This window comes from Oerskovia jenensis, from assembly GCF_016907235.1.
GTDB lineage: Bacteria > Actinomycetota > Actinomycetes > Actinomycetales > Cellulomonadaceae > Oerskovia > Oerskovia jenensis.
This window is the reverse complement of record NZ_JAFBBO010000001.1, coordinates 1,601,776-1,621,534: the sequence shown is the minus strand read 5'-3', so window position 1 is coordinate 1,621,534 and position 19,759 is coordinate 1,601,776. Positions and strand designations below refer to the sequence as shown.

Sequence of the window (19,759 nt, the reverse complement as noted above, 5' to 3'; positions counted from 1 at the left end):
GTGCGGCTTGAGGGCGTGGCGCGGGAACATCTCACAGGTAGTCGCCGGGCCAGTGGAAGCCCGCCGCGGGGCCGCTCGTCGCGGCGCGCAGGGCGTCGATCTCGACCGTCGAGCGCCGGACCGGGCGCAGCATCCCGGTCGCGTCGGACGTCGTCTCGCGACCGCCCGGCGTCAGCAGCGCGTCGGTGAGCGCCGCCGCGGCCGGGACGCGCGGCAGGCGCACCTCGACGCGGGTCACCCCGGACTCGCGGGCCAGCGAACGGGCGGCGAGCGCGAGCACGTCGAGAGCGTCGAGCGCCTCGCGCCGCTCGGGTGCCGCCGCGTCTCCGGGCCCGACGGCGAGCTCCCGCACGCGCAGCACCTCACCCTTGACCTCCACGACCAGGTAGCCCACGATCGACCCGTCGGGGCGCCGCGCCGTGAGGAGCTCAGCCGCGGAGTACCAGAGCGGGATCCGGCGCTCCCAGTGCTCGGCCGTGCGGCGCGTGGTCAGAGGGGCGGCGTGGAACGCGTCGTGCAGGGCCGCGAGGCCCTGCCACGGGAGGTCGGTGCTCCAGGCGGGGAACGTCGTGGGGACGGGGGAGTTCGCACGGGGCGGGCGCTCGTGGTGAGCGACGACCCCGGTCGAGCCGGGCCGCGCGGGGCGAGCGGCGCCGTCGGGCAGGAGGAGGCCGTGCGTGACCGGGACCTCGAAGACCTCCCAGCCGCTCGGTCGGTAGACGCCCGGGGTGCCCGTGAACAGCAGCGAGGCGTCCATGCCCGCGGCGTGCATCTGCTCGACGGCCTGGGCGAGCGCGAGGCGGACCAGGCCGCGCCCGCGCAGGTCCGGCGCCGAGGCGACGTTCGCGACGCCGCCCACGGTGAGCGTGGTGGTCGCCCCGTCGGGGCCGGGGAGCCCGACGAGAGTGCGGGGGGTCCAGCAGACCGAGGCGACGACGCGGTCCTCGGCGGGGGTCAGGCCAGGGAGGACCGCGACGACCGTGCGGTCGAGCCGGCCGTCGTCGGTCTCGTGGACGGGGACCATGAGGGGCGCGTCGAACGCGGCGGCCCACAGCGCGTACAGCGACGGGACGTCGGCGGGCGTCGCGGTGCGGAATTCCATGGGGCTCCTCGGTGAGCGGGGCGCGTCGGTGCAGGTGGGGGTTTTGCGCGGGGCGGTCGGCGGCTTCGCCTTGACGGTTTGCTATAGCAAGAATAGTCTCGCATCCACGTTCTCGAGTGAACGATGCACGGCAACGAAGCACGTGCGAGGTCGGGCTGGACCTCGCACGAAGTGTCCATCCCTCGACCGTCCCCCCTCGCTGCCGAACATGTGGTTACGGTCGTGAATCGCCCCGATTCCGACGCCCACCGCATGTTCGAGGAGCGCCTTCCGCATGGTCGACCATCGCCGCACCGTCCCCGGCGTGGTGCTCGTCGACCTCGACAACACCCTCGTCGACCGGGCCGGGGCCTTCGCGGCCTGGGCCTCGGCGTTCGCGAGCGACCGCGGGCTCGGCTCCGACGCCGCCGCGTGGCTCGTCGAGGCCGACCGCGACGGCTACGCGCCCCGGGCCGTGCTCGCCGAGCGGATGCGCGCGCGGTTCCACCTGCCCGACGACGTCCCGCACCTGGTCGAGCGTCTGCTGTTCGAGCATCTTGCCTGGGTCGCGCCGTACCCGGGCGTGCCCGCGCGTCTCGACGCGCTGCGCTCGGCGGGGATCCCCGTCGTCGTCGTGACGAACGGGACGGTCGACCAGCAGCGGGCCAAGCTCGACCGGACCGGCCTCGCGGACCTCGTGCCGGGGGTCGTGATCTCGCAGGAGGCGGGCTTCGCGAAGCCCGACCGGCGGATCTTCGAGACGGCGCTCGCGGTGGCGGGTGTCCCGGGCGTCCCCGGAGCCCCAGGGGCCGGGGTCGCGTGGATGGTCGGCGACCATCCCGCCGCGGACGTCGGCGGGGGCCGGGACGCGGGCCTGCGGACCGGGTGGGTCGCGCACGGCCGGGCCTGGACCGAGGAGTGGGCGCCCGACGTCGTGCGCGGCTCGACGGTCGAGGTGCTCGACGCGCTCCTCGACCTGTCCCGCGAGGCGCGCCTGGCCCGATGATCGCCGAGCGTGGGCGTTCGGGCTGTCGGGATCGTCTCGTGACGACCCGGACTGCACGCTCGACGACGCTCGCGCCACCGACGCCCCGCCACCGCGCCGGTCAGGCGCGCCCGGCCTCCACCGTGGGCTCCTCGGCGACGTCGCCGTCCTCGGTGTGGCTCTCGAGTCGTGCCGCGGCCTCGCCGATGTGCTCGGCCATGACGGTCCGCGCCCGCTCGGGGTCGCCGCTCGCGATCGCGTCGATGATGAGGTTGTGCGTCTCGGCGTGCGCGACGCGGGCCTCGGGGTCGAGCGCCACGTTCGCGGCGCGCAGGAAGCCCGTGATCCGGGAACGGAGCTGGGACGTGATGGTCATGAGCATCCGGTGGTCGGCGAGCTCCCAGAGCTGCTCGTGGAAGCGTCGGTCGAGCTCGAACACGCGGGCCGAGCTGCCGCGCTCGGCCGCGTCGACCATCTGCTGCACGGTCTTGCGCAGGCGGGCCTCGGTCTTGGCGTCCCACTCGGCCTGCACGCGCACGACGACGAACTGCTCCAGGAGCGTGCGCAGGCTCGAGATCTCCTCGAGGTCGCGGCTCGTGAGCGCGGCGACGCGGGCCCCCCGGTGGGGGAGGCGTTCGACGAGCCCTTCCTCGGTGAGGCGGGTGAGGGCCTCGCGCACGGGGATGTGGCTCGTGCCGAGGCGTTCGGCGAGCTTGCGCTCGACCAGTCGCGACCCGGGCGCGAGGTCGCCGCTGAAGATGGCCTCTCGCAGCTCGACGGTCACGCGGTCGGCGACGTTCAGGTCGGGCACGCTCTTGAGCGCCATGGGTTCTCCGTAGTGTTCTGCGGTCCGATCCGGGAGGTGCCCCGAAGGATAGCGGTCGGCGAACCGGGCCCGGCTGCTCGCCCGCCGTGCGTGGTCGGGGCGAGGTCTGCGCGGGGCGCACCGTTGTGCCACCATCGAGGCGAAGGGCCACCGGACGGCTTGCCCCCTCACTACATGCTATAGCATTCGAGGGTTGACGCACAGGCTCGAGGAGGATCCATGGTGTCCCTGCACGACCAGGTGAAGGTGCCTGGTTTCCGCGGACTGGCAGGCGTAGCCCGCCGCGACGTCACACCGCCCGTGGGTATCCGCGCCCGCAACTGGGGCCCCGCCGACTGGAACGCCTCCCGGGGCACGCACCGCGCGATGACCCTCACCGCGATCGCCCTCGCGCAGGAGACGGAGGGCACCTCGCCGTCGCGCAGCACGCCCGACGGCGCCGCGCACCCCGCGCAGGTCGGCCCGCCCGACGGCGCCGCTCGCCCCGAGCGCCCCGCCGCTCCCCGGGCCGAACCGCTCGTCATGATCACCGTGGACGCCACGTGGTGGCGCCGCGTCGACGACGAGCGCGGCGTCCGGGACGCGGTCCTCGCGGGCCTCGACCTGGCGCCCGAGCGGCTGCTCGTCTCGTTGTCCCACACCCACGCCGGCCCGGTGCTGTGCAGCCACGACGCCGACCTCGAAGGTGGCGAGCTCGTCCCCGCCTACCTCGAGCACCTCGCGGCGCAGGCCGTCGACGCGGGCCGCGAGGCCGTGGCCTCGCTCGCCCCCGCCACGCTCGAGTGGACGACGGGACGCTGCTCGCTCGCGGCGGACCGCGAGCTGATCCTCGGCGCAGGCGGGTCGCACGGCGAGCCCGTCGACACGACACCTGGTGCGTCCGGCGCCACGACGTCCGCCGTGTCCGGCGCCACGACGTCCGCCGTGTCCGGCGCCACCGCGGACTTCGGGCTCCCCGTGATCGGGTTCAACCCGTCGGTCCCGCGAGCCGCCACCGACGACACGGTCGTGATCGGCCGACTCAGCCGGGTCGAGCCACACACCGGGCACGATCACCCGGCACCGACCGGGCACGACCACCCGCCGTCGACCGCCGACGCGAGCCGCTGCCCCGCCTGCGCGGCCGCCAGCGGTCCCCTGCCGACCACGACGCCCCTCGCGACGATCGTCAACTACGCGTGCCACCCCACGACGCTCGCGTGGCAGAACACCCTGGTCTCCCCGGACTACGTGGGCGCGATGCGCGACCTCGTCGAGGCGTCGACCGGGGCACCCGTCGCGTTCTTCCAGGGCGCCTCGGGCGAGCTGGCCCCGCGCGAGCAGTACACGGGGGACGTCGCGGTCGCCGACCGGCACGGCACCTCGCTCGGGCACGCGGTCCTCGCGGCGCTCGCCGAGCTGCCGCCCCCCGGCACGGCCCTCGAGCTCACGCACGTCGTGCAGTCCGGCGCGCCGCTGGGACTGTGGGAGCCGCGCCCCGCCGAGGGCTCGCGCGTCCTGCGCGCGGTGAGTGACGTCGTCGTGCTGGAGCTGCGGGACCTGCCGAGCCTCGCGCAGATGGAGGCCGAGTGGGCCGACATCGATCCGCGCAGCCGCGACGAGCGGCTGCGCCGCGCGCGCAACCTGCGCGACGGCTACGTGACCGGCCCGACCGTCGAGCACCCCACCTGGGTGTGGCAGATCGGGGACGGGTTCCTCGTCGCGCACCCGGGCGAGGCGTACTCGCGCTTCCAGCGCACGGTCCGCGAGCACGCGGGCGACCGTCCGGTCGTGGTCGCGAACCTGACCAACGGCCCGGGCTTCGTCTACCTGCCGACCGACCAGGCGTACGTGCGCGGCGCCTACCAGGCGTGGCAGTCGCCGCTCGCGCCCGGTTCGCTCGCGCGGCTCGAGCAGCACGCGAACCACCTCATCGACACCCTGGCGGCGACGACGCCCGCACCAGCGCAGACTTCCACGGAGGACCAGTGAGCACCACGACCACCCCGACCACGTCCGGCGCCCCGGCCGGCGCCCCGCTCCGCACCGCGATCGTCACGGGCGGCGCGGCGGGCATCGGCCGCCAGATCGCTGAGCGGCTCGCGGCCGACGGCCACCGCGTGGTGTGCGCCGACGTCGTCCAGCACGACCTGCCCGCGCTCGACCTCGCGGCCCTGCGCGCCGAGCCGGGCCTGGTCTGGATGCCCCTCGACGTCACGGACCACGCGGCCGTGGGGGCGGCGTTCGACGCGGTCGCCGCCGCGACCGGCAGCATCGACGTCCTGGTCAACAACGCCGGGATCCAGCGCCACCGCGGCATCGAGGACCTGACCTGGGACGAGTGGAAGGCCGTGGTCGACGTCAACCTGCACGGCGTCTTCACCTGCCTCCAGGCCGCGGGCCGGCACATGCTCGCCGCGGGCTGCGGCGCGATCGTCAACATCTCGTCGGTCTCGGCGCGCGGCTCCGCGGGCCGGGCCCCGTACTCGACGACCAAGGCGGCCGTGATCGGCCTGACCTCGACCGCGGGGGCCGAGTGGGCCGCGCGCGGGGTACGGGTCAACGCGGTCGCGCCCGGGTACATCGACACGGGCGTCTTCCGTCAGGGCGTCGCGGCCGGGACGCTCAAGGAGGAGACGATCCTCGCGCGCATCCCCGCGGGCCGCCTCGCCGACGCCTCGGAGATCGCGAACGCCGTGAGCTGGCTCGTGTCCGACGAGTCGCGGTACGTGATCGGCCAGACCCTCTACGTCGACGGTGGGTTCATCATCGACTACGGCGTCCCGCTCGCGAAGAAGCCGGAATGACGAGCCGGACCATGAGCCGGGGCGGGCTCGCGCGCATCACCGACGTCCGCACGTCGACGACCGTCGTGGCCCTGCCGCAGCCCCTGCAGCTCGGGGCCATGACGGTCACGCGCCGCGAGTACGTGGGCGTCCAGGTGCGTGCGGTGCTGCCCGACGGCACCGAGGTCACGGGAGTCTCCTACGCCCTGACGCGTGAGGCGCCCATGGCGGAGATCGTCGAGCGCCTCGTCGCGCCGCACGTCGTGGGCCGCGACCTCGCGGTCGACGACCCTGCCGCAGGGGTGCGGGCGGCGTGGGACGCCGCGCTGCGCGGCTCGGCGATCGTGGGGCGCGTGGGCCTGGTGCGCCGGGCGATCGGTCTGGTCGACGTCGCGCTGTGGGACGTCGCGGGCAAGGTCGCGGGGCTCCCGGTGTGGCGCCTCCTGGAGCGGTCGCTGCCCGACGCTGCCGCGCGCGTCCTGCCGTCGGCTCCCGGTCCGCGCGGGGAGTCTGCGCTGCCCGACGGCGCCGCTCAGGTCCCGTCGTCGGCCCGCCCCGGTCAGGAGCCGAGCGGGGACGCGGCCGGGCACGTCGTCCCGGCGCCGCGGCCCGCGATCCTCGTCGCGGCCTACCCGACCCCCGGTCGCACGGCCCGTGCCGTCGCCGACGAGGTGCTCGACCGTGCCCGCGAGGGCTGGCCGCTGCTCAAGATCTCGCGCTCGCCCGACCGCCACCTCATGCGCGACCTGCTCGCGATCCTGCGCGCCGAGCTGCCCGGGGTGACGGGCCGCGAGACCGAGGCCGGTCGCACCGGCGTCGTCGTGGACGTGGGCTTCGGCTGGCGCGACGCGGACGAGGCGCTCGCGGACCTCGACGCGTGGGGGATCGGCGGTCCCGCAGGGGCCGGAGCGCCCGCGCTCGCCTGGCTCGAGGACCCCGTGCTGCCCGAGGACGCCGCCGGCGCCGCGCGCATCCGCGAGGTCACGGGGCTGGCGCTCGCGATCGGCGACGAGGTCACGGACCCCGAGGTGTTCGCGCGGCTCGCTGCGCTCGGCGCGCTCGACGTGGCGCGCGTGGACGTGGTCGGGATCGGTGGCCTCACCGCGGCCGACCCCCTGGTCCGGTCCTGGCAGGACGCGGGGCTCGTGACGTCGAGCCACGTGTACCCCGAGGTCAGCGTGCACCTGGGCGGCGCCGCGGGGATCGGGGTCGAGACGTTCGAGCGGTCGCCGCAGGGCAACCCCTACGACCCGGCCCCGCTGCTCGTCGAGGGCGGGCCGACGTTCTCGGACGGCACGGCGCTGCCGCCCGAGGTCCCCGGCCTGGGCTTCACGCTCTCGCCCACGTACTTCACGTTCGACCCCACACCTTCGCTGCCGAGCATGCGGTTGGCGTCCGGCATCGACCCCGCGACGACGACCACCGCATGCTCGACGAACGACAACCGCATGCTCGGCGACCAGGAGGACCCATGACCGACCCGACCAGCACGCCCGGGGCGGGCTCCGCCGTCGGGCCGGACGGCGAGCGAGGACCGGGGGCCGCCCAGAGCCCGACCGGACAAGCCTCCGTGCCAGGACCAGCCGCGACCCGCAGCGTCGTGGTGACCGGGAGCGGCAAGGGCATCGGCCGGGCCATCGCGGCGCGGCTGACCGCGGACGGGTGGGCCGTCGTCGGGCTCGAACGCAGTGCCGGGTCGGGGACCGTCGAGGAGGGAATCTGCGCGGCCGTGGTGCTCGCCGACTCGCGCGACCGTGAGTCGCACCGCGAGGCCGCGCGCGTCGCCCGGACCCTCGCGCCGCTCGCAGGCTGGGTCAACAACGCGGGCATCACCCGGACCACGCCGCTGCACGCGCTCGGCGACCCCGCGCGCGCCGAGGAGATCGAGCGCACGGCGCGCGACGTCGTCGAGATCAACGGCCTGGGCTACCTCTGGGGGGCCGCCGCCGCGGTCGAGGCGTTCACCGACCAGGTTGGCGGTGGGTCGATCGTGAACGTCGGGTCGATCCACGGGCGGTCGTCGTTCGTCGACCACGCGGCCTACGAGCTGACCAAGGGTGGGATCGACGCCCTCGCACGCAGCGTCGCCGTCACGTACGGGCGGTACGGCATCCGGGCCAACACCGTCGCACCGGGCGGGGTGCGCACGCCGCACCTCGACGCGCAGATCGCGCACGCCGTCGACCCCGAGGCGGAGGAGCGCGGGCTCGCCGAGGGCCCACCGCTCGGGCGCATCGCCGAGTCGTCGGAGATCGCGGCCGTGGTCGCGTTCCTGCTCTCGGACGAGTCGTCGTACGTGTCGGGCCAGTCGATCGCGGCCGACGGCGCGTGGACCGCGTCGTTCGGCACGCTGCCGCACGACGTAGAGCTCGACGCGCGGTACGGGCTCGACTGACGGGCGTCCCGATGCGCTGCCGGGCGGGCTGCCCTAGCCGTCGAGGACGGCCCGGCCCAGGTGGCGCCGCGCGCGGTGCAGCCGCGACTTGACCGTGCCCTCGGGAAGCTCGAGGAACGCGGCCGCGTCGCGCGTCGTGACGTCGTGGAGGATGCAGAGGTCGGCCACCTCGCGCAGCGCGGAGGGAAGAGCCGCGATCTCGCGGCGGGCACGACCCGCGAGGATCGCCGCGAGCACGCTCGCCTCGGCGCCGTCCGCCGACGGCGCGGACCGCCCGTGCACCTGCGCGACGCGGGCCACCAGCCAGCGGTGCCGCCGAGCGGCCCGCTGCTCGTTCGAGCAGAGGTTGGCCGCGGTCGCGAGGAGCCACGGGAGCACCGAGTCGCGGACGACCATCTCCCGCCGTCGGCGCCACGCCGCCAGGAACACGCCCGAGGTCAGGTCCTCGCACCGCCCCGTGACGTCGTCGTGCAGCCCGCCCGACGTCAGCAGCGCGCGGCACAGGCCGTGGACACGCCGCGAGTAGCGCCGGTAGACGACCGCGAACGCCTGCTCGTCACCCTCCTGGACCCGGCTCCAGAGGTCCACCTCGGCCACGGACCCCTCGTCGAACACCGACGACTGCTCACGCATCACTGCCCCCTGGTGCTGCCCGCCTGCGGGTACCGCTCCGCCCCTGCCCGTACGGTGGCACCCCTCCGACCATCGTCACCCGCGGGTCCTGCGCAGGCGAGAGGAAGCGGCCTCGGGCAGCGTCCGTGCCCGGGGCCCGGTCCCTCGATCCGGCCAGCCCCGTCAGCGAGCACCCACCCGGGGCCGGTCGATGTACCCGACCGCGTGGAACCACCGGACGTACGCGTCGAGCATCTCGGCGTCGACCGGCGGGCAGGCGATGCCGCTCCCGGCGAGGTCCTCGTCCGCCCGCTCCCGGCCGAACCGCGGGAACGTCCCCTCGAAGTAGAGCTCCTTGACCGTGAGCGTGCTCGACGACGCGATGTTCGTGAAGATCGGCAGGAACGACACGATCGGGTGCTCCGGGTGCGCCCTGCAGAACTCCGACAGGTCGTGCAGCCAGGTGTCGTAGTCGACGACGTCGATCGGGTGACCGTGCGCGCGCAGCCGCTCGACCATGAGCCCCAGCAGCGCGTACCGGGGGTTCGTGAGGTGGTACGTCTGCCCCTGCGCGGGCCGGGTCTGCGCGAGGTGCACCACGGCGCGGGCCAGGTGGTCGACCGGCACGAAGTCCAGGGGCAGGTCGACGTCCGGAGCCCGGCCCATCTCGACGATCGCCTTGAAGAACGCGCAGATCGCGGCCTCGGTGTTCCAGTGGCCGTCCACGGTGCTGCCCGTGATCTCGTAGGGCCGGTGGACCACGACGGGCAGCCCCCGCGCCGACGCCGCACGCAGGATCTGCTCGGCCACCCACTTGCTCTCCGGGTAGCCCATCGACAGCCGTTCGACGTGGTCGAGCGGGGTGTCCTCGGTGACGTGCCGGACGGCCGCGGAGCCCGAGCCCGCCAGCACGGCGATGGTCGAGACGTAGTGGAGCGGGACGCCGCCGCCCGCCTCGGCCAGCTCGACCAGGCTGCGCGTGCCGTCGACGTTCGTCCGCCGCAGCCACTCGTAGGGGTAGACGAAGTTCACGTGGGCGCCCGAGTGGTAGATCAGGTCGGTGCGTGCGGCGAGCGCCTCCCACGCCGCGTCGTCCAGCCCGAGGCGGTGGGCCGTGAGGTCCCCGGGCACGGCGACGACCCGGTCGGCATCGAGGGGACCGTGGCCGTACCTGCGCTGTGCCGCGAGCACGCGAGCCATGGCGGCGTCCTCGTCGGCAGCGCGGACGAGGCAGCGGACCGTGGCGCCCGTGCGGTCGACGAGCTCGCGCAGCAGCGCGGAACCGAAGAACCCCGTCGCGCCCGTGAGCAGCACCTCGGCGGGAGGATCGGACCGAGGGGCCCGGTCGACCGGGACCGGCCGGGAGAGCAGACGGACGTCGGGGCGCCACCGGTCGGTGCCGTCGGCCCCCGGGGCGCCGGTCGGGTGCACCCGGATCCCGTCGACGACCGCCGCGAAGGCCGCAGGGCGCGGGTCCGACAGCAGGCCGCGGATCAGGTCGTGGCCGTGGGCGCCGTCGAGCGACAGCGACGACTGGACGCGCGCGATGAGCTGCGCCGCCATGAGCGAGTTGCCGCCCAGCGCGAAGAAGTCGCCGTCCGGGTCGACGACGTCGAGCGCGAGGGTCTCGCGCCAGGCGTGCTCGACGGCCTCGCGGGCGTCCCGTGGTGCGTCCGCCCCGTCCTCGGTGGCGGGGCGGGTCGCGGTGGCCGCCGCCCGGTCGGCGAGGACGCGTCGGTCGACCTTGCCGTTCGTGGTGAACGGGAGGGCCTCGACGGGCACGACCGTCGCCGGGAGCATGTAGTCGGGCAGGGAAGCGGCGAGCGCACGGCGGACCGAAGCAAGGTCGGGGACCGGCGCCTCGGGCCTCGCGGGGGTGCAGAAGGCGACCAGGACCCGGCTCGTGCCGTCCTCGACCGCCACGACAGCGGCCTCCCCGACTCCCTCGATCGCCGAGAGAGCCCTCTCGATCTCGGTGAGCTCGATCCGGTGACCGCGGACCTTGACCTGGTCGTCGAGCCGTCCGCGGAACTCCAGGAGACCGGCCTCGCCCCACCGGACCTGGTCCCCGGTCCGGTAGTACCTGACCGGGGGAGTGCCGTCGATGCTCAGGTGCACGAAGCGCCGGGCGGTCTCCACCGGGTCGCCCAGGTAGCCGGCCGCGAGACCGTCTCCGGCGATGTGCAGCTCGCCGTCGTCGCCCGGGGCGACCGGGGAGCCGTCCGGGTCGAGGACGGCGACCGAGACGTAAGGGAGCGGGGTGCCGATCGGGACGGGCCCGTCGTCGCTCTCGCCGAGGACGTGCGCGACGGCCACGACCGTCGTCTCCGTCGGCCCGTAGCCGTTGACGACGTGCGTGGCCCGTCCCACGGCCCGTGCGGCGAGGGCAGGGTTCAGGACCTCGCCGCCGGCGATCGCGTGACGCAGGCCGTCGAAGACCTCCGGGCAGGACCGGGCGACGTGGTGGAAGACCCCTGTCGTGAAGAAGACCGAGTCGATCGCCGCGGCCCGGAGCGTGTCGCGCAGCGCGGCAGGAGCGAGGAGCAGCGACTGGTCGACGATCACCAGGCACGCTCCCGACAGGAGGGTGGGCCAGATCTCGAGCGTCGACGAGTCGAACGACAACGAGGCCGCGTGCATGAAGCGGTTCGCGGGGTCGAGGACGAGGAAGCCGTTGTCGGTCGCCAGGCGCAGGACGCTCCGCTGACGCACGGCCACGGCCTTGGGCGTCCCCGTCGAGCCGGACGTGAACATCACGTACGCCGTGCGGTCGAGGTCGGACGGGAGGTCGCCGCCGGCGGCGTCCCCCGCGAGCCCGTCGCCCGGTTGCCCGGCGCGGTCCGGTGCGCGGTCCGGTACGTGGTCCGCCCCGGGGAGGTTCGGTGCGAGGTCCACGACGTCGACCCCCTCGGGGGCGTCCGCCCGGCTCCCGGCCGGGCGGACCGCGAGGGTCACGCCTGCGGTGTCGAGCATCGCGCGGACGCGCACGGCGGGCAGGTTCGCGTCGACCGGCACGTAGGCGGCCCCTGCCCGCAGGATGCCGAGCATCGTGGCGCAGGTCTCCGCGGACCGGTCGCCGAGGACGGCGACGGCCGCGCCGGGCGAGACGCCCTCGGACCGGAGCCGGCGCTCGACCTGCCGGGAGGCTTCCTGCAGGTCCCGATAGGTCCAGCGGCCCGTGTCCCACTCGACGGCGCTGCGGTTCGGCCAGGTGTCGGCGACGGCGTCGAAGGCATGGGGGACGGAGGAGGCGTGGCGGACCCTCTCCAGGGTCGGCTCGCTCGCCGCGGCGCGGGCGTCGGTGGTGCCGGTCTGCGCGGGGCGCGGCTCGTGCCGGCTCGTCGTCATGGTCGGTCTCCTCGTCGCCAGAAGTGGTTCATCGCGATCGGGTCCTCGGGGAAGGGGCGGAGCTCGGTCACGCGTCCCTGCTCGATGCGGTAGACGTCCGCGAACCGGGCGCTCACGTCCTCGCCGTCCCGCCGCGCCGAGTCGACGGCGATCACGACCCCGCCGGTGTCGTCGACCAGGACGCGCTCGACGGCGGCGTGCGAGGTGCCGCCGGTGATCGCCGCCATCTGCGCGAAGGCTCCGAAGACCTCGTCGCGGCCGCGGAAGGTGCCCGAGATCTGGGTCGCTCCCGGGATCACCATGGTCATGTCGTCGGCGAAGAGCTCTTTCAGTCGGTCGACGTCGCCGCGGTTGAACGCGCGGTAGACCTCGTCGAGGATCGCTCGGTGCTCGGTCGCTGCCATCTGCTGGCTCCCTGCTCGGTGGACGGACGGGTGCGAGGGGTCCCTCGTCCTGGTCAATGTCCGGCAGGGTGGGCGGGGTTCGCACGGATCGATCGAGACCGGCCCCCTCCAGTACAGGATTCCCTGGATTCAGGATCCCGTGTACTGTCCGACGCATGGAGACCGTCACCCTCACGCACACGGCCGCGCTCGCGCGCCTCGGGCACGCGCTGTCCGACGAGACGCGTACGCGCATCCTGCTCACGCTGCGCGAGGCCCCCGCCTACCCCTCGGACCTCGCAGACGCACTCGGCGTCTCCCGCCAGGTCATGTCCAACCAGCTCGCGTGCCTGCGCGGCTGCGGGCTCGTCGAGGCGATCCCCGACGGTCGCCGTACCTGGTACCGCCTGGCCGACAGCCACCTCGCGCCCGCCCTCGACGACCTGCTCCGCCTCGTCGTCACGGTCGACCCGACGTGCTGCTCGCCCGACGGGTGCACGTGCTCATGACCTCGGTGTCGATCGGTCCTCGGCCGCCCCTAGGCCTCGCCCCCGCCCCCGCCCGCAGGGCCCTCCTCGAGCGCCGCGTGCGCTGGATCGTCTCGGCGACCATCGCCTACAACGTGGTCGAGGCGGTCGTCGCGATCACCGCCGGGCGCATCGCGTCCTCGGCCGCGCTCGTCGGGTTCGGCCTCGACTCGGTGGTCGAGGTGCTGTCCGCCGCAGCCGTGGCGTGGCAGTTCGCGGCCCCCGACCCGCACCGCCGCGAGCGGACCGCGATGCGCCTCATCGCGGTGTCGTTCTTCGGCCTCGCGGTCTTCGTGAGCGTCGACGCGGTGCGCACCCTGCTGGGAGCCTCCGAGCCCGACCACTCGACCGTCGGGATCGTGCTCGCGGCCGTGAGCCTCGCGATCATGCCGTTACTGTCCTGGTTCGAGCGTCGCACGGGCCGTGAGCTGGGCTCGGCCTCGGCCGTCGCGGACTCGCGCCAGACGCTGCTGTGCACCTACCTGTCCGCGGTGCTGCTCGTGGGCCTGCTGCTGAACTCGACCCTGGGCTGGACGTGGGCCGACCCGATCGCGGCCCTCGTCATCGCCGCCGTCGCGATCAAGGAGGGCGTCGAGGCCTGGCGCGGCGACGCGTGCTGCTCGCCCGTCGCGGCGCTGCACGCCGACGGTGCTGCGCCGCACCCCGCGCCCGACGCTCGCCACGAGCGTGGGGAGGCTGCGCCGTCGGGCACGGACGCTCGCCCGGGCAGCGCGACGCCCGACGGCGACGGCTGCTCCTGCTGCGCCGACTGACGCCCGCGCGACGGCAGGCCGCGCCCGGCTCCGATGGCGGCCCCGGACGACCCGACCTACGGTCGAGGAGGACCCGCCCGGACCGGACGGCGTCCTCCGAGTACCGACGACGGAACGAGGCGTGTGGTGGCAACACTGACCGTGTGGAAGTTCGAGACTCCCGAGGGTGCGCAGCAGGCGGAGGACGCCCTGCTGGCGCTGCAGAAGCAGGAGCTCATCCAGGTGCAGGACGCGGCGATCGTGTCGTGGGAGGAGGGGAAGAAGAAGCCCAAGACACATCAGTCGAACAACACGACGGGCATCGGCGCGCTGGGCGGCGCGTTCTGGGGCCTGCTGTTCGGGATCATCTTCTTCATCCCGCTCATCGGCGTCGCGATCGGCGCGGCGTCCGGGGCGCTCGCGGGGTCGCTGACCGACGTGGGCATCGACGACGACTTCATCGACTCGGTGCGGTCCAAGGTGACGCCGGGGACGTCGGCGCTGTTCGTCATGACGTCCGGTGGGGTCATGGACCGCGTGCACGACGCGCTCAAGGCGCAGGGCATCCACGGCGAGCTCATCCAGACGAACCTGTCGGCCGACGAGGAGGCCAAGCTCCGCGCGGCCTTCGACGACGCGGTCTGAGAACCTCCGCACCCGCGAGACGTACGGCCCCGGTCCATCGCGGACCGGGGCCGTCGTCGTGCCGCCGCCGCCACCGCCGCCGTCACCGCCGCCGCCGACGGGGCGGTGAGGCGGCCCGACCCTCACGCAACCTGCACGCCGGCGGGCCCGGCGCCCCGCCGGATCGGGCGTAGCGTCGAGACATGTCCGGAAACGCGACGCACGGACGGGCCGGGACGCTGCGCGGCAGGGGCGCGGCACCCGGGGAGGCGGGCCAGGGCCGGCCGACCTCGCGTCGGCGACGTCCCGACCGAGGACGAGGGGCGTCGTCGCCGAGCGGCGAGTGACGAGGACCCCGTGGACACCGAGCCCCCCGCCTGCCGCTGCCGGGAGCGGGGACCGGGAGGCCCGGGAGGCCGGGCCGGCCCCCGCGCTAGGAGCGCACGAGCGTGATCGCCTGCGCGCGGTCGCGGACCCCGAGCTTGGTGAAGATCGCGTTGATGTGGGTCTTGACGGTCGTCATGCCGACGACGAGCCGCTCGGCGATCTCGGTGTTGCTCAACCCCTGCCCCACCAGCTCCAGGACCTCGCGCTCCCGGGCGGTCAGGGCGGGGAACCGGCGGGACAGCGGCAGCGAGGCGGCCGGGGCCGAGACCGTCCCCACGTGACGTCCGGTCAACGACCCGACGAGCACCTCGCTGACCGCGGGGGCCAGGAGCGTCTGACCGAGCGCGACCGTGCGGATCGCGTTCGCGACCTCTGCCCGCCCGGCGTCCTTGGTGAGATAGCCGCGGGCCCCGGCACGCAGTGCGCCGAGGATCGAGGCGTCGTCGGCGTGGGTCGTCAGGACGAGCACGGCGGTGGCGGGGTGCTGGGCGAGGATCCGGGTCGTGGCCTCGACCCCGTCGACCCCCGGCATGCGCAGGTCCATGAGGATCACGTCGGGGTGCAGTGTCGCGGCGAGCCTCACGGCCTGCCCGCCGTCGGAGGCCTCGCCGACCACCTCGAAGTCGGGGACGAGCGAGAGGACCGTGACGAGGCCGTCCCGCACGATCGCCTGGTCGTCGACGACGAGGAGCCGGATGCGCTCGTCGTTCATCGCAGGGCCACGGCGACGCTGACCGTGAACGACTCGGCCCGGTCGTCGACCTGGACCGCGCCGCCGAGCGGGAGGGCGGCGACCCGGTCGCGCATCCCGGTGAGCCCGTGACCAGCACCTGTCTCGGCGAGGGACGAGCGCGGGCCGGGCGAGCGGGGAGTGGTGAGCGTGAGGTGCACGCGAGCATCGTCCCAGACGATCGTCGCCCGGACGGGCATCCCGGGGGCGTGCTTGCGCGCGTTGCTGAGCCCTTCCTGCAGCGCGCGGTGGACCACTGCGGACTGCGCGTCGTCGAGCGTGCGAGGCGCTCCCGTCTCGACCAGGCGCACGGTGCCGCCGAGGTCCCGATGATCGGCGAGGAGCGAGTCGAGGTCGTCCTCGGGACGTGCGAGGGGTGCGAGGGTGCTGACCACGGAGCGTGCCTCGCGCAGGCCCGACGCGGCCAGCCGTCGTCCGGCCGCGACGCGGGACGTCGCCCCGGCCACGTCCCCCACCTCGAGCAGGGCCTCGATCGCGTCGAGCTGCACGACGAGGCCGCCCAGGCTGTGCGCCAGGACGTCATGGATGTCCCGCGCGATCCGGGCGCGCTCCTCGAGGGCCGCGGAGCGGACGCGGTCGTGCGCGGCGACGAGCCGCTCGGCCGCGAGGAGCTGGGCGCCGGCGGCCGCGAGGCGCGACTGCCGACGGCTGAACCCCAGGGTCGCCGCGAGCACGAACACCGCGACCATCCCGAGGACGAGCACCGCGGGGACGTCGCCGCGGACGACCAGGAAGACTCCCTGGAGCACGACCGCCGTCGCGGCGATCCCGATCCCGTAGCCCAGCGGGCGGGCGGGTCGGCCGATCGACATGACGACGGCCGCGAAGGCGGGTGCGATCGTCAGGCCACCCGTGGGGACCACGACGAGCGCGCCGCAGACCGTCATCACGACCTCGGCGGCAGTGGTCGTGCCGACGCGTCGCAGCGGGACGAGCACGCGGACGACCCAGGCCGCGACCGCGACCAGCCCCAGCCACAGGACCAGGGGCGCGGGAGCCTGAGCGGGGGGCCCCACGAGCTGGGTCACCAGCACGTAGGCGACCACCGCCGCCCCGACCAGGTTGAGGATCTGCCCGGTCCGGCTGTGCCCGGTGTCGGCCGCGAGGACCTGTCGCCGGAGGGCGTCGGAGGCGGCGCCACGAGGCGCTGCGGGGGAGTCCTCGGTGAGGGGGGTCGTCGTCACGGGACCATCATGCGACCTGCGCGGGCGCGCGGAGGGGCGTGCCCAGGAGGTCGGACGGTGTGCGCTCACGAGCGAGACGACCCGCCCGGGTGGTGACGACCAGGACACGTGCCGCCCGGTTGGCCGCGAGCAGCAGCAGGATCACACCGGCCGAGGTGGCGAGGTGAGCTCCGGCGGCGCCCGCGAGCGTGCCGGTCACCAGGCGTGCCACGATCAGCGCGATCCACAGGGCGAGGGCCACCCACCCGGCACGAGCCTCGAGCGTGGCTCCCGCGGCCGACGCGCGGGCCCGACGGCGGGCCGTCACCCCCGGGGCCGGTGCGGCGGCGGGGTCGATCGTCCGGAACGAGGTCATCGCACCGATGACCGTTCCCACGCCGACCGAGACCACGAGCTCGCTCGTGACCACGACCAGGTCGAGCGCGGTCGGTCGGGCAGCGACCACCGACGAGAGGGACAGCAGGCCGACCGCACCGAGGACCGCGGGGAGCGTCCACAGGCGCGCGGAGACCGCCCGCCAGGTCGTCTGGCGGTAGCCGAGCCAGCAGAGGACGGCGACGGCGATCAGTGCGGGCTCGAGGTTCTCGGGGTTCACGGAGGGCTCCTGGGGTGAGGCGGGGACGACGTCCTCAGCCTGCTCGGGCCGAGAGTCCGTGCCCACGACCCGTGGGTGGAGATCCGGGTGGAGATCCCGGGAGCTGCCGGGTGGAGGTCGTCTCGGCGGCCGCGTCCGGGCAGAGCGAAGCCCGGTCGATCAAGGGGGGTGACCGACCGGGCTCCGCGTCCGTGGGGGCGTCAGGCCTTGAGCATGCTCGCCCGGGTGATGACGCCGTCCTGGACCTCGAAGGTGGCGATGGTCTCGCCCGACCCGTTCGAGGTCGACACGATCTCGCGTGCGACCACCCATCGCTCACCGTACGCCACGGAGGCGTCGATTGTGCAATGCACATCGCCGGTTGCAAAGCGGGGGCCGTAGAAGGCGCGCAGCGCGTCCTGGCCGACGATCGGCTCGGGTGTCACGCCCACGACCACGACGTCCTGGGCGTAGGTCGCGAGGAAGCGTTCGAGGTCGTGCGCGTTGAACGCGTCGACCTGCTCGGTGACCACGGCGTGGGCGGTCGGGTTCTGCGTCATGCGGGTCCTCGTCTCGGGTGGGGAGTCGTGCGCCGTGCGGGCGAGGGGTGCCCGACGGCGGTGCGCGCCGCGCGCGCCCAGGTCCGGCCGGCCGGGGTGCGGCCGGGGACCGGTGGGTCAGTCGATGCGGACGCCGCCGTTGATGTCGTACGTGGCGCCCGTGACGAACCCGGCCCGCGGGGAGGCGAGGGACGCGATGACCCATGCGACGTCGTCGGGCGTGCCGAACCTGCCCAGCGGGATCGAGGACGTGAGGGCCTCGCGACCCGCGTCGTCGAGCTGGTTGGTGATGTTGCTCGTGACCGGGCCGGGCGTGACCGCGTTGGCGCGGATGCCCTCGTCGGCCAGGAGGCGCGCGAAGCTGCGCGTGATCGCGAGGAGCGCGCCCTTGCTCGCGGCGTAGTGGACGCCGGTCTTGAGCGCGCCCTGCTGGCCCGCGATCGAGGCGACGTTGACGATGCTGCGGTCGACCGGCTCCTCGCCCTCGGGGGCCGCGGCCGCCCGCAGGAGGGGGAGCGCGGCTCGCGTCAGGACGAACGTGCCGCGTGCGTTGGTCTCCATGACGGCATCCCACTCGTCGAGCTCGATGTCGTCGAGCGCACGGTAGGGGCACATGCCGCCGTTGTTGACCAGGACGTGGAGCCTGCCCCACTGCCGGTCGACCCGCGTGACGAGCTTCTCGACCGACGCGACGTCGCGCAGGTCGAGGCGCGAGACGTGACAGCTCGCGCCCAGCTCGGTCGCGAGGTCCGCGGTCGTGCGGGCCCCGAGCTCGTCGTGGGCGTAGGTGAGCCAGAGGTCGTATCCGTCGCGGGCGAGCTGGAGGGCGGTCGCGGAACCGATCCCGGAGCTGGCGCCTGTGATCAGCGCAAGTCGTCGAGCCATGACTTGAACGCTATAGCAAATTACGCCGACCGCAAGCATCCTGTCCGCGGACACTGGCCGTCAGTTGCTAGATGCTATAGCATTTCGGCTCATGAACCCCGACACCGTCGTCATCACCGACTGCGACCTCCCGGGCACCGCGTGCGAAGACACCGTCACGGCCGCCGGCCTCGGTGTCGTGCGCGGGACGGCCCGCACGGAGGACGACGTCATCGCCCTCGTCCGCGACGCCGCGGCCGCAGGTGCCGCCCCGTCCGCCCTGGTCGTCCAGTGGGCGCCCCTCACCGCCCGCGTCCTCGACGAGATCGAGGGCGTGCGCTTCGTCAGCCGCATGGGCATCGGCTACGACATGGTCGACGTCGCCGCCGCGACCGAGCGCGGGATCGCCGTCGCCAACACCCCGACCTACTGCATCGAGGAGGTCGCGTCCCACACGGTCGCGATGGTCCTGGGCCTCAGCCGCGGGCTCGTCGGCTACGACCGCGCCGTGCGCGACGGCGTCTGGGCCGCGACCGCCCCGCGCCCCATGGCCGCTCGCCTGTCCGCGACCACCGTGTCCGTGATCGGGTACGGCCGGATCGGGTCGCTCGTCGCGCGCAGCTGCGCCGCGCTCGGCTACCGCGTCCTGGTCCACGACCCCTTCGTGCCCGACGTCGAGGTCGCCGCGGCCGGCTACCTGCCCGTGACCCGTGAGCAGGCCGTGACCGAGGCCGACGTGCTGAGCCTGCACGCCCCGCTCAGCGAGGCCACGCGCCACCTGCTCGACGCCGCGTCGATCGCGACCATGAAGCCCGGCGCGGTCGTGGTCAACACGTGCCGCGGCCCGCTGATCGACGAGGACGCGCTCGCCGACGCGCTCGAGGGCGGGCACCTGGGCGCCGCGGCCCTCGACGTGTTCTCGCACGAGCCGCTGCCCGCCGACTCGCGCCTGCGCACGCTCGACCAGGTGCTGCTCAGCCCGCACGCAGCGTGGTTCTCGCCCGAGGCCATGGCCGACCTGCCCGTGCACACCGCGCGCAACGCGATCGACTTCCTCGCGGATCGTCCCGTCGGCTCGATCGTCAACCCCGACTACGCGCGCGCCCTGGCACGCTGACCTTCCCGTCCTCCGACCCCTGGA

At 74.4% G+C, this 19,759-nt stretch carries 19 protein-coding genes; 9 read left to right on the top strand and 10 right to left on the bottom strand.

Features of this window, described 5'->3' with window-relative positions; genetic code table 11:
- Positions 1-31: 31 nt before the first annotated feature.
- Positions 32-1,102: a GNAT family N-acetyltransferase gene (locus JOD49_RS07305; protein WP_205306583.1), complete on the bottom strand. Its 1,071-nt coding sequence runs from the start codon at positions 1,100-1,102 to the stop codon at positions 32-34.
- Between the two features lie 274 nt (positions 1,103-1,376).
- On the opposite strand from JOD49_RS07305, the gene JOD49_RS07300 reads away from it, so the two are divergent.
- Positions 1,377-2,087: an HAD family hydrolase gene (locus JOD49_RS07300; RefSeq protein WP_205306582.1), complete on the top strand. Its 711-nt coding sequence runs from the start codon at positions 1,377-1,379 to the stop codon at positions 2,085-2,087.
- 100 nt (positions 2,088-2,187) lie between these two features.
- On the opposite strand, the gene JOD49_RS07295 is transcribed toward JOD49_RS07300, so the two are convergent.
- The gene (locus tag JOD49_RS07295) at positions 2,188-2,892 is read right to left on the bottom strand and encodes a GntR family transcriptional regulator (protein ID WP_205306581.1); all 705 of its coding nucleotides are present in this window, start codon (positions 2,890-2,892) and stop codon (positions 2,188-2,190) included.
- A gap of 219 nt (positions 2,893-3,111) precedes the next feature.
- Between JOD49_RS07295 and JOD49_RS07290 the strand changes: the two genes are divergently transcribed.
- Genes JOD49_RS07290 through JOD49_RS07275 form a run of 4 tightly spaced genes read left to right on the top strand, consistent with a single transcriptional unit; the run spans position 3,112 to position 8,052 of the window.
- Positions 3,112-4,863, top strand: a complete 1,752-nt coding sequence (locus JOD49_RS07290; protein WP_205306580.1) for a hypothetical protein — start codon at positions 3,112-3,114, stop codon at positions 4,861-4,863.
- The gene (locus tag JOD49_RS07285; RefSeq protein ID WP_205306579.1) at positions 4,860-5,678 is read left to right on the top strand and encodes an SDR family NAD(P)-dependent oxidoreductase; all 819 of its coding nucleotides are present in this window, start codon (positions 4,860-4,862) and stop codon (positions 5,676-5,678) included. Before JOD49_RS07290 ends, JOD49_RS07285 begins: the two co-directional genes overlap by 4 nt.
- Positions 5,675-7,132: an enolase C-terminal domain-like protein gene (locus tag JOD49_RS07280; protein WP_239525159.1), complete on the top strand. Its 1,458-nt coding sequence runs from the start codon at positions 5,675-5,677 to the stop codon at positions 7,130-7,132. The genes JOD49_RS07285 and JOD49_RS07280 overlap by 4 nt, the downstream gene beginning before the upstream one ends.
- The gene (locus JOD49_RS07275; RefSeq protein WP_205306578.1) at positions 7,129-8,052 is read left to right on the top strand and encodes an SDR family NAD(P)-dependent oxidoreductase; all 924 of its coding nucleotides are present in this window, start codon (positions 7,129-7,131) and stop codon (positions 8,050-8,052) included. Before JOD49_RS07280 ends, JOD49_RS07275 begins: the two co-directional genes overlap by 4 nt.
- 33 nt (positions 8,053-8,085) lie before the next feature.
- On the opposite strand, the gene JOD49_RS07270 is transcribed toward JOD49_RS07275, so the two are convergent.
- From JOD49_RS07270 to JOD49_RS07260, 3 genes are all read right to left on the bottom strand, one after another.
- Positions 8,086-8,685, bottom strand: coding sequence for an RNA polymerase sigma factor (locus JOD49_RS07270; protein WP_205306577.1), 600 nt, complete (start codon positions 8,683-8,685; stop codon positions 8,086-8,088).
- Between the two features lie 162 nt (positions 8,686-8,847).
- Positions 8,848-12,012, bottom strand: coding sequence for a non-ribosomal peptide synthetase (locus tag JOD49_RS07265; protein WP_205306576.1), 3,165 nt, complete (start codon positions 12,010-12,012; stop codon positions 8,848-8,850).
- Positions 12,009-12,416: a nuclear transport factor 2 family protein gene (locus tag JOD49_RS07260; RefSeq protein ID WP_205306575.1), complete on the bottom strand. Its 408-nt coding sequence runs from the start codon at positions 12,414-12,416 to the stop codon at positions 12,009-12,011. The genes JOD49_RS07265 and JOD49_RS07260 overlap by 4 nt, the downstream gene beginning before the upstream one ends.
- Before the next feature lie 155 nt (positions 12,417-12,571).
- On the opposite strand from JOD49_RS07260, the gene JOD49_RS07255 reads away from it, so the two are divergent.
- The 3 genes from JOD49_RS07255 to JOD49_RS07245 all read left to right on the top strand — a co-directional run bounded on the left by JOD49_RS07255 (position 12,572) and on the right by JOD49_RS07245 (position 14,319).
- Positions 12,572-12,904, top strand: coding sequence for an ArsR/SmtB family transcription factor (locus tag JOD49_RS07255; protein WP_056649628.1), 333 nt, complete (start codon positions 12,572-12,574; stop codon positions 12,902-12,904).
- Positions 12,901-13,695, top strand: coding sequence for a cation efflux transmembrane domain-containing protein (locus tag JOD49_RS07250; RefSeq protein WP_205306574.1), 795 nt, complete (start codon positions 12,901-12,903; stop codon positions 13,693-13,695). The genes JOD49_RS07255 and JOD49_RS07250 overlap by 4 nt, the downstream gene beginning before the upstream one ends.
- A 126-nt stretch (positions 13,696-13,821) precedes the next feature.
- Positions 13,822-14,319, top strand: coding sequence for a DUF1269 domain-containing protein (locus JOD49_RS07245; RefSeq protein ID WP_205306573.1), 498 nt, complete (start codon positions 13,822-13,824; stop codon positions 14,317-14,319).
- Between the two features lie 412 nt (positions 14,320-14,731).
- Here JOD49_RS07245 and JOD49_RS07240 read toward each other — a convergent pair whose 3' ends face one another.
- The 5 genes from JOD49_RS07240 to JOD49_RS07220 form a co-directional block, all read right to left on the bottom strand.
- Positions 14,732-15,397, bottom strand: a complete 666-nt coding sequence (locus JOD49_RS07240; protein WP_205306572.1) for a response regulator — start codon at positions 15,395-15,397, stop codon at positions 14,732-14,734.
- Positions 15,394-16,620 carry a sensor histidine kinase gene (locus JOD49_RS20700; RefSeq protein ID WP_205306571.1) on the bottom strand — a complete coding sequence of 409 codons (1,227 nt, stop codon included), beginning with the start codon at positions 16,618-16,620 and terminating at the stop codon, positions 15,394-15,396. Before JOD49_RS20700 ends, JOD49_RS07240 begins: the two co-directional genes overlap by 4 nt.
- A 7-nt stretch (positions 16,621-16,627) precedes the next feature.
- Positions 16,628-17,215, bottom strand: coding sequence for a hypothetical protein (locus JOD49_RS07230; protein ID WP_205306570.1), 588 nt, complete (start codon positions 17,213-17,215; stop codon positions 16,628-16,630).
- Between the two features lie 200 nt (positions 17,216-17,415).
- Positions 17,416-17,754, bottom strand: a complete 339-nt coding sequence (locus JOD49_RS07225) for a nuclear transport factor 2 family protein (RefSeq protein ID WP_205306569.1) — start codon at positions 17,752-17,754, stop codon at positions 17,416-17,418.
- A gap of 117 nt (positions 17,755-17,871) precedes the next feature.
- Complete coding sequence (locus JOD49_RS07220) at positions 17,872-18,639, bottom strand: SDR family NAD(P)-dependent oxidoreductase (RefSeq protein WP_205306568.1); 768 nt, start codon at positions 18,637-18,639, stop codon at positions 17,872-17,874.
- Between the two features lie 91 nt (positions 18,640-18,730).
- Here JOD49_RS07220 and JOD49_RS07215 point away from each other — a divergent pair, with 91 nt between their 5' ends.
- On the top strand, positions 18,731-19,735 hold the full coding sequence (locus JOD49_RS07215; protein ID WP_205306567.1) for a C-terminal binding protein: 1,005 nt from the start codon (positions 18,731-18,733) through the stop codon (positions 19,733-19,735).
- Positions 19,736-19,759: the final 24 nt, after the last annotated feature.

Bases quoted from the DNA above. Each gene is read 5' to 3' on its own strand.
- JOD49_RS07295 (WP_205306581.1), bottom strand. From the start codon at position 2,892: ATGGCGCTCAAGAGCGTGCCCGACCTGAACGTCGCCGACCGCGTGACC.
- JOD49_RS07215 (WP_205306567.1), top strand. From the start codon at position 18,731: ATGAACCCCGACACCGTCGTCATCACCGACTGCGACCTCCCGGGCACC.
- JOD49_RS07255 (WP_056649628.1), top strand. From the start codon at position 12,572: ATGGAGACCGTCACCCTCACGCACACGGCCGCGCTCGCGCGCCTCGGG.
- JOD49_RS07260 (WP_205306575.1), bottom strand. From the start codon at position 12,416: ATGGCAGCGACCGAGCACCGAGCGATCCTCGACGAGGTCTACCGCGCG.
- JOD49_RS07240 (WP_205306572.1), bottom strand. From the start codon at position 15,397: ATGAACGACGAGCGCATCCGGCTCCTCGTCGTCGACGACCAGGCGATC.
- JOD49_RS07250 (WP_205306574.1), top strand. From the start codon at position 12,901: ATGACCTCGGTGTCGATCGGTCCTCGGCCGCCCCTAGGCCTCGCCCCC.
- JOD49_RS07265 (WP_205306576.1), bottom strand. From the start codon at position 12,012: ATGACGACGAGCCGGCACGAGCCGCGCCCCGCGCAGACCGGCACCACC.
- JOD49_RS07305 (WP_205306583.1), bottom strand. From the start codon at position 1,102: ATGGAATTCCGCACCGCGACGCCCGCCGACGTCCCGTCGCTGTACGCG.
- JOD49_RS07275 (WP_205306578.1), top strand. From the start codon at position 7,129: ATGACCGACCCGACCAGCACGCCCGGGGCGGGCTCCGCCGTCGGGCCG.
- JOD49_RS07280 (WP_239525159.1), top strand. From the start codon at position 5,675: ATGACGAGCCGGACCATGAGCCGGGGCGGGCTCGCGCGCATCACCGAC.
- JOD49_RS07220 (WP_205306568.1), bottom strand. From the start codon at position 18,639: ATGGCTCGACGACTTGCGCTGATCACAGGCGCCAGCTCCGGGATCGGT.
- JOD49_RS07290 (WP_205306580.1), top strand. From the start codon at position 3,112: ATGGTGTCCCTGCACGACCAGGTGAAGGTGCCTGGTTTCCGCGGACTG.
- JOD49_RS07225 (WP_205306569.1), bottom strand. From the start codon at position 17,754: ATGACGCAGAACCCGACCGCCCACGCCGTGGTCACCGAGCAGGTCGAC.
- JOD49_RS07300 (WP_205306582.1), top strand. From the start codon at position 1,377: ATGGTCGACCATCGCCGCACCGTCCCCGGCGTGGTGCTCGTCGACCTC.
- JOD49_RS07270 (WP_205306577.1), bottom strand. From the start codon at position 8,685: ATGCGTGAGCAGTCGTCGGTGTTCGACGAGGGGTCCGTGGCCGAGGTG.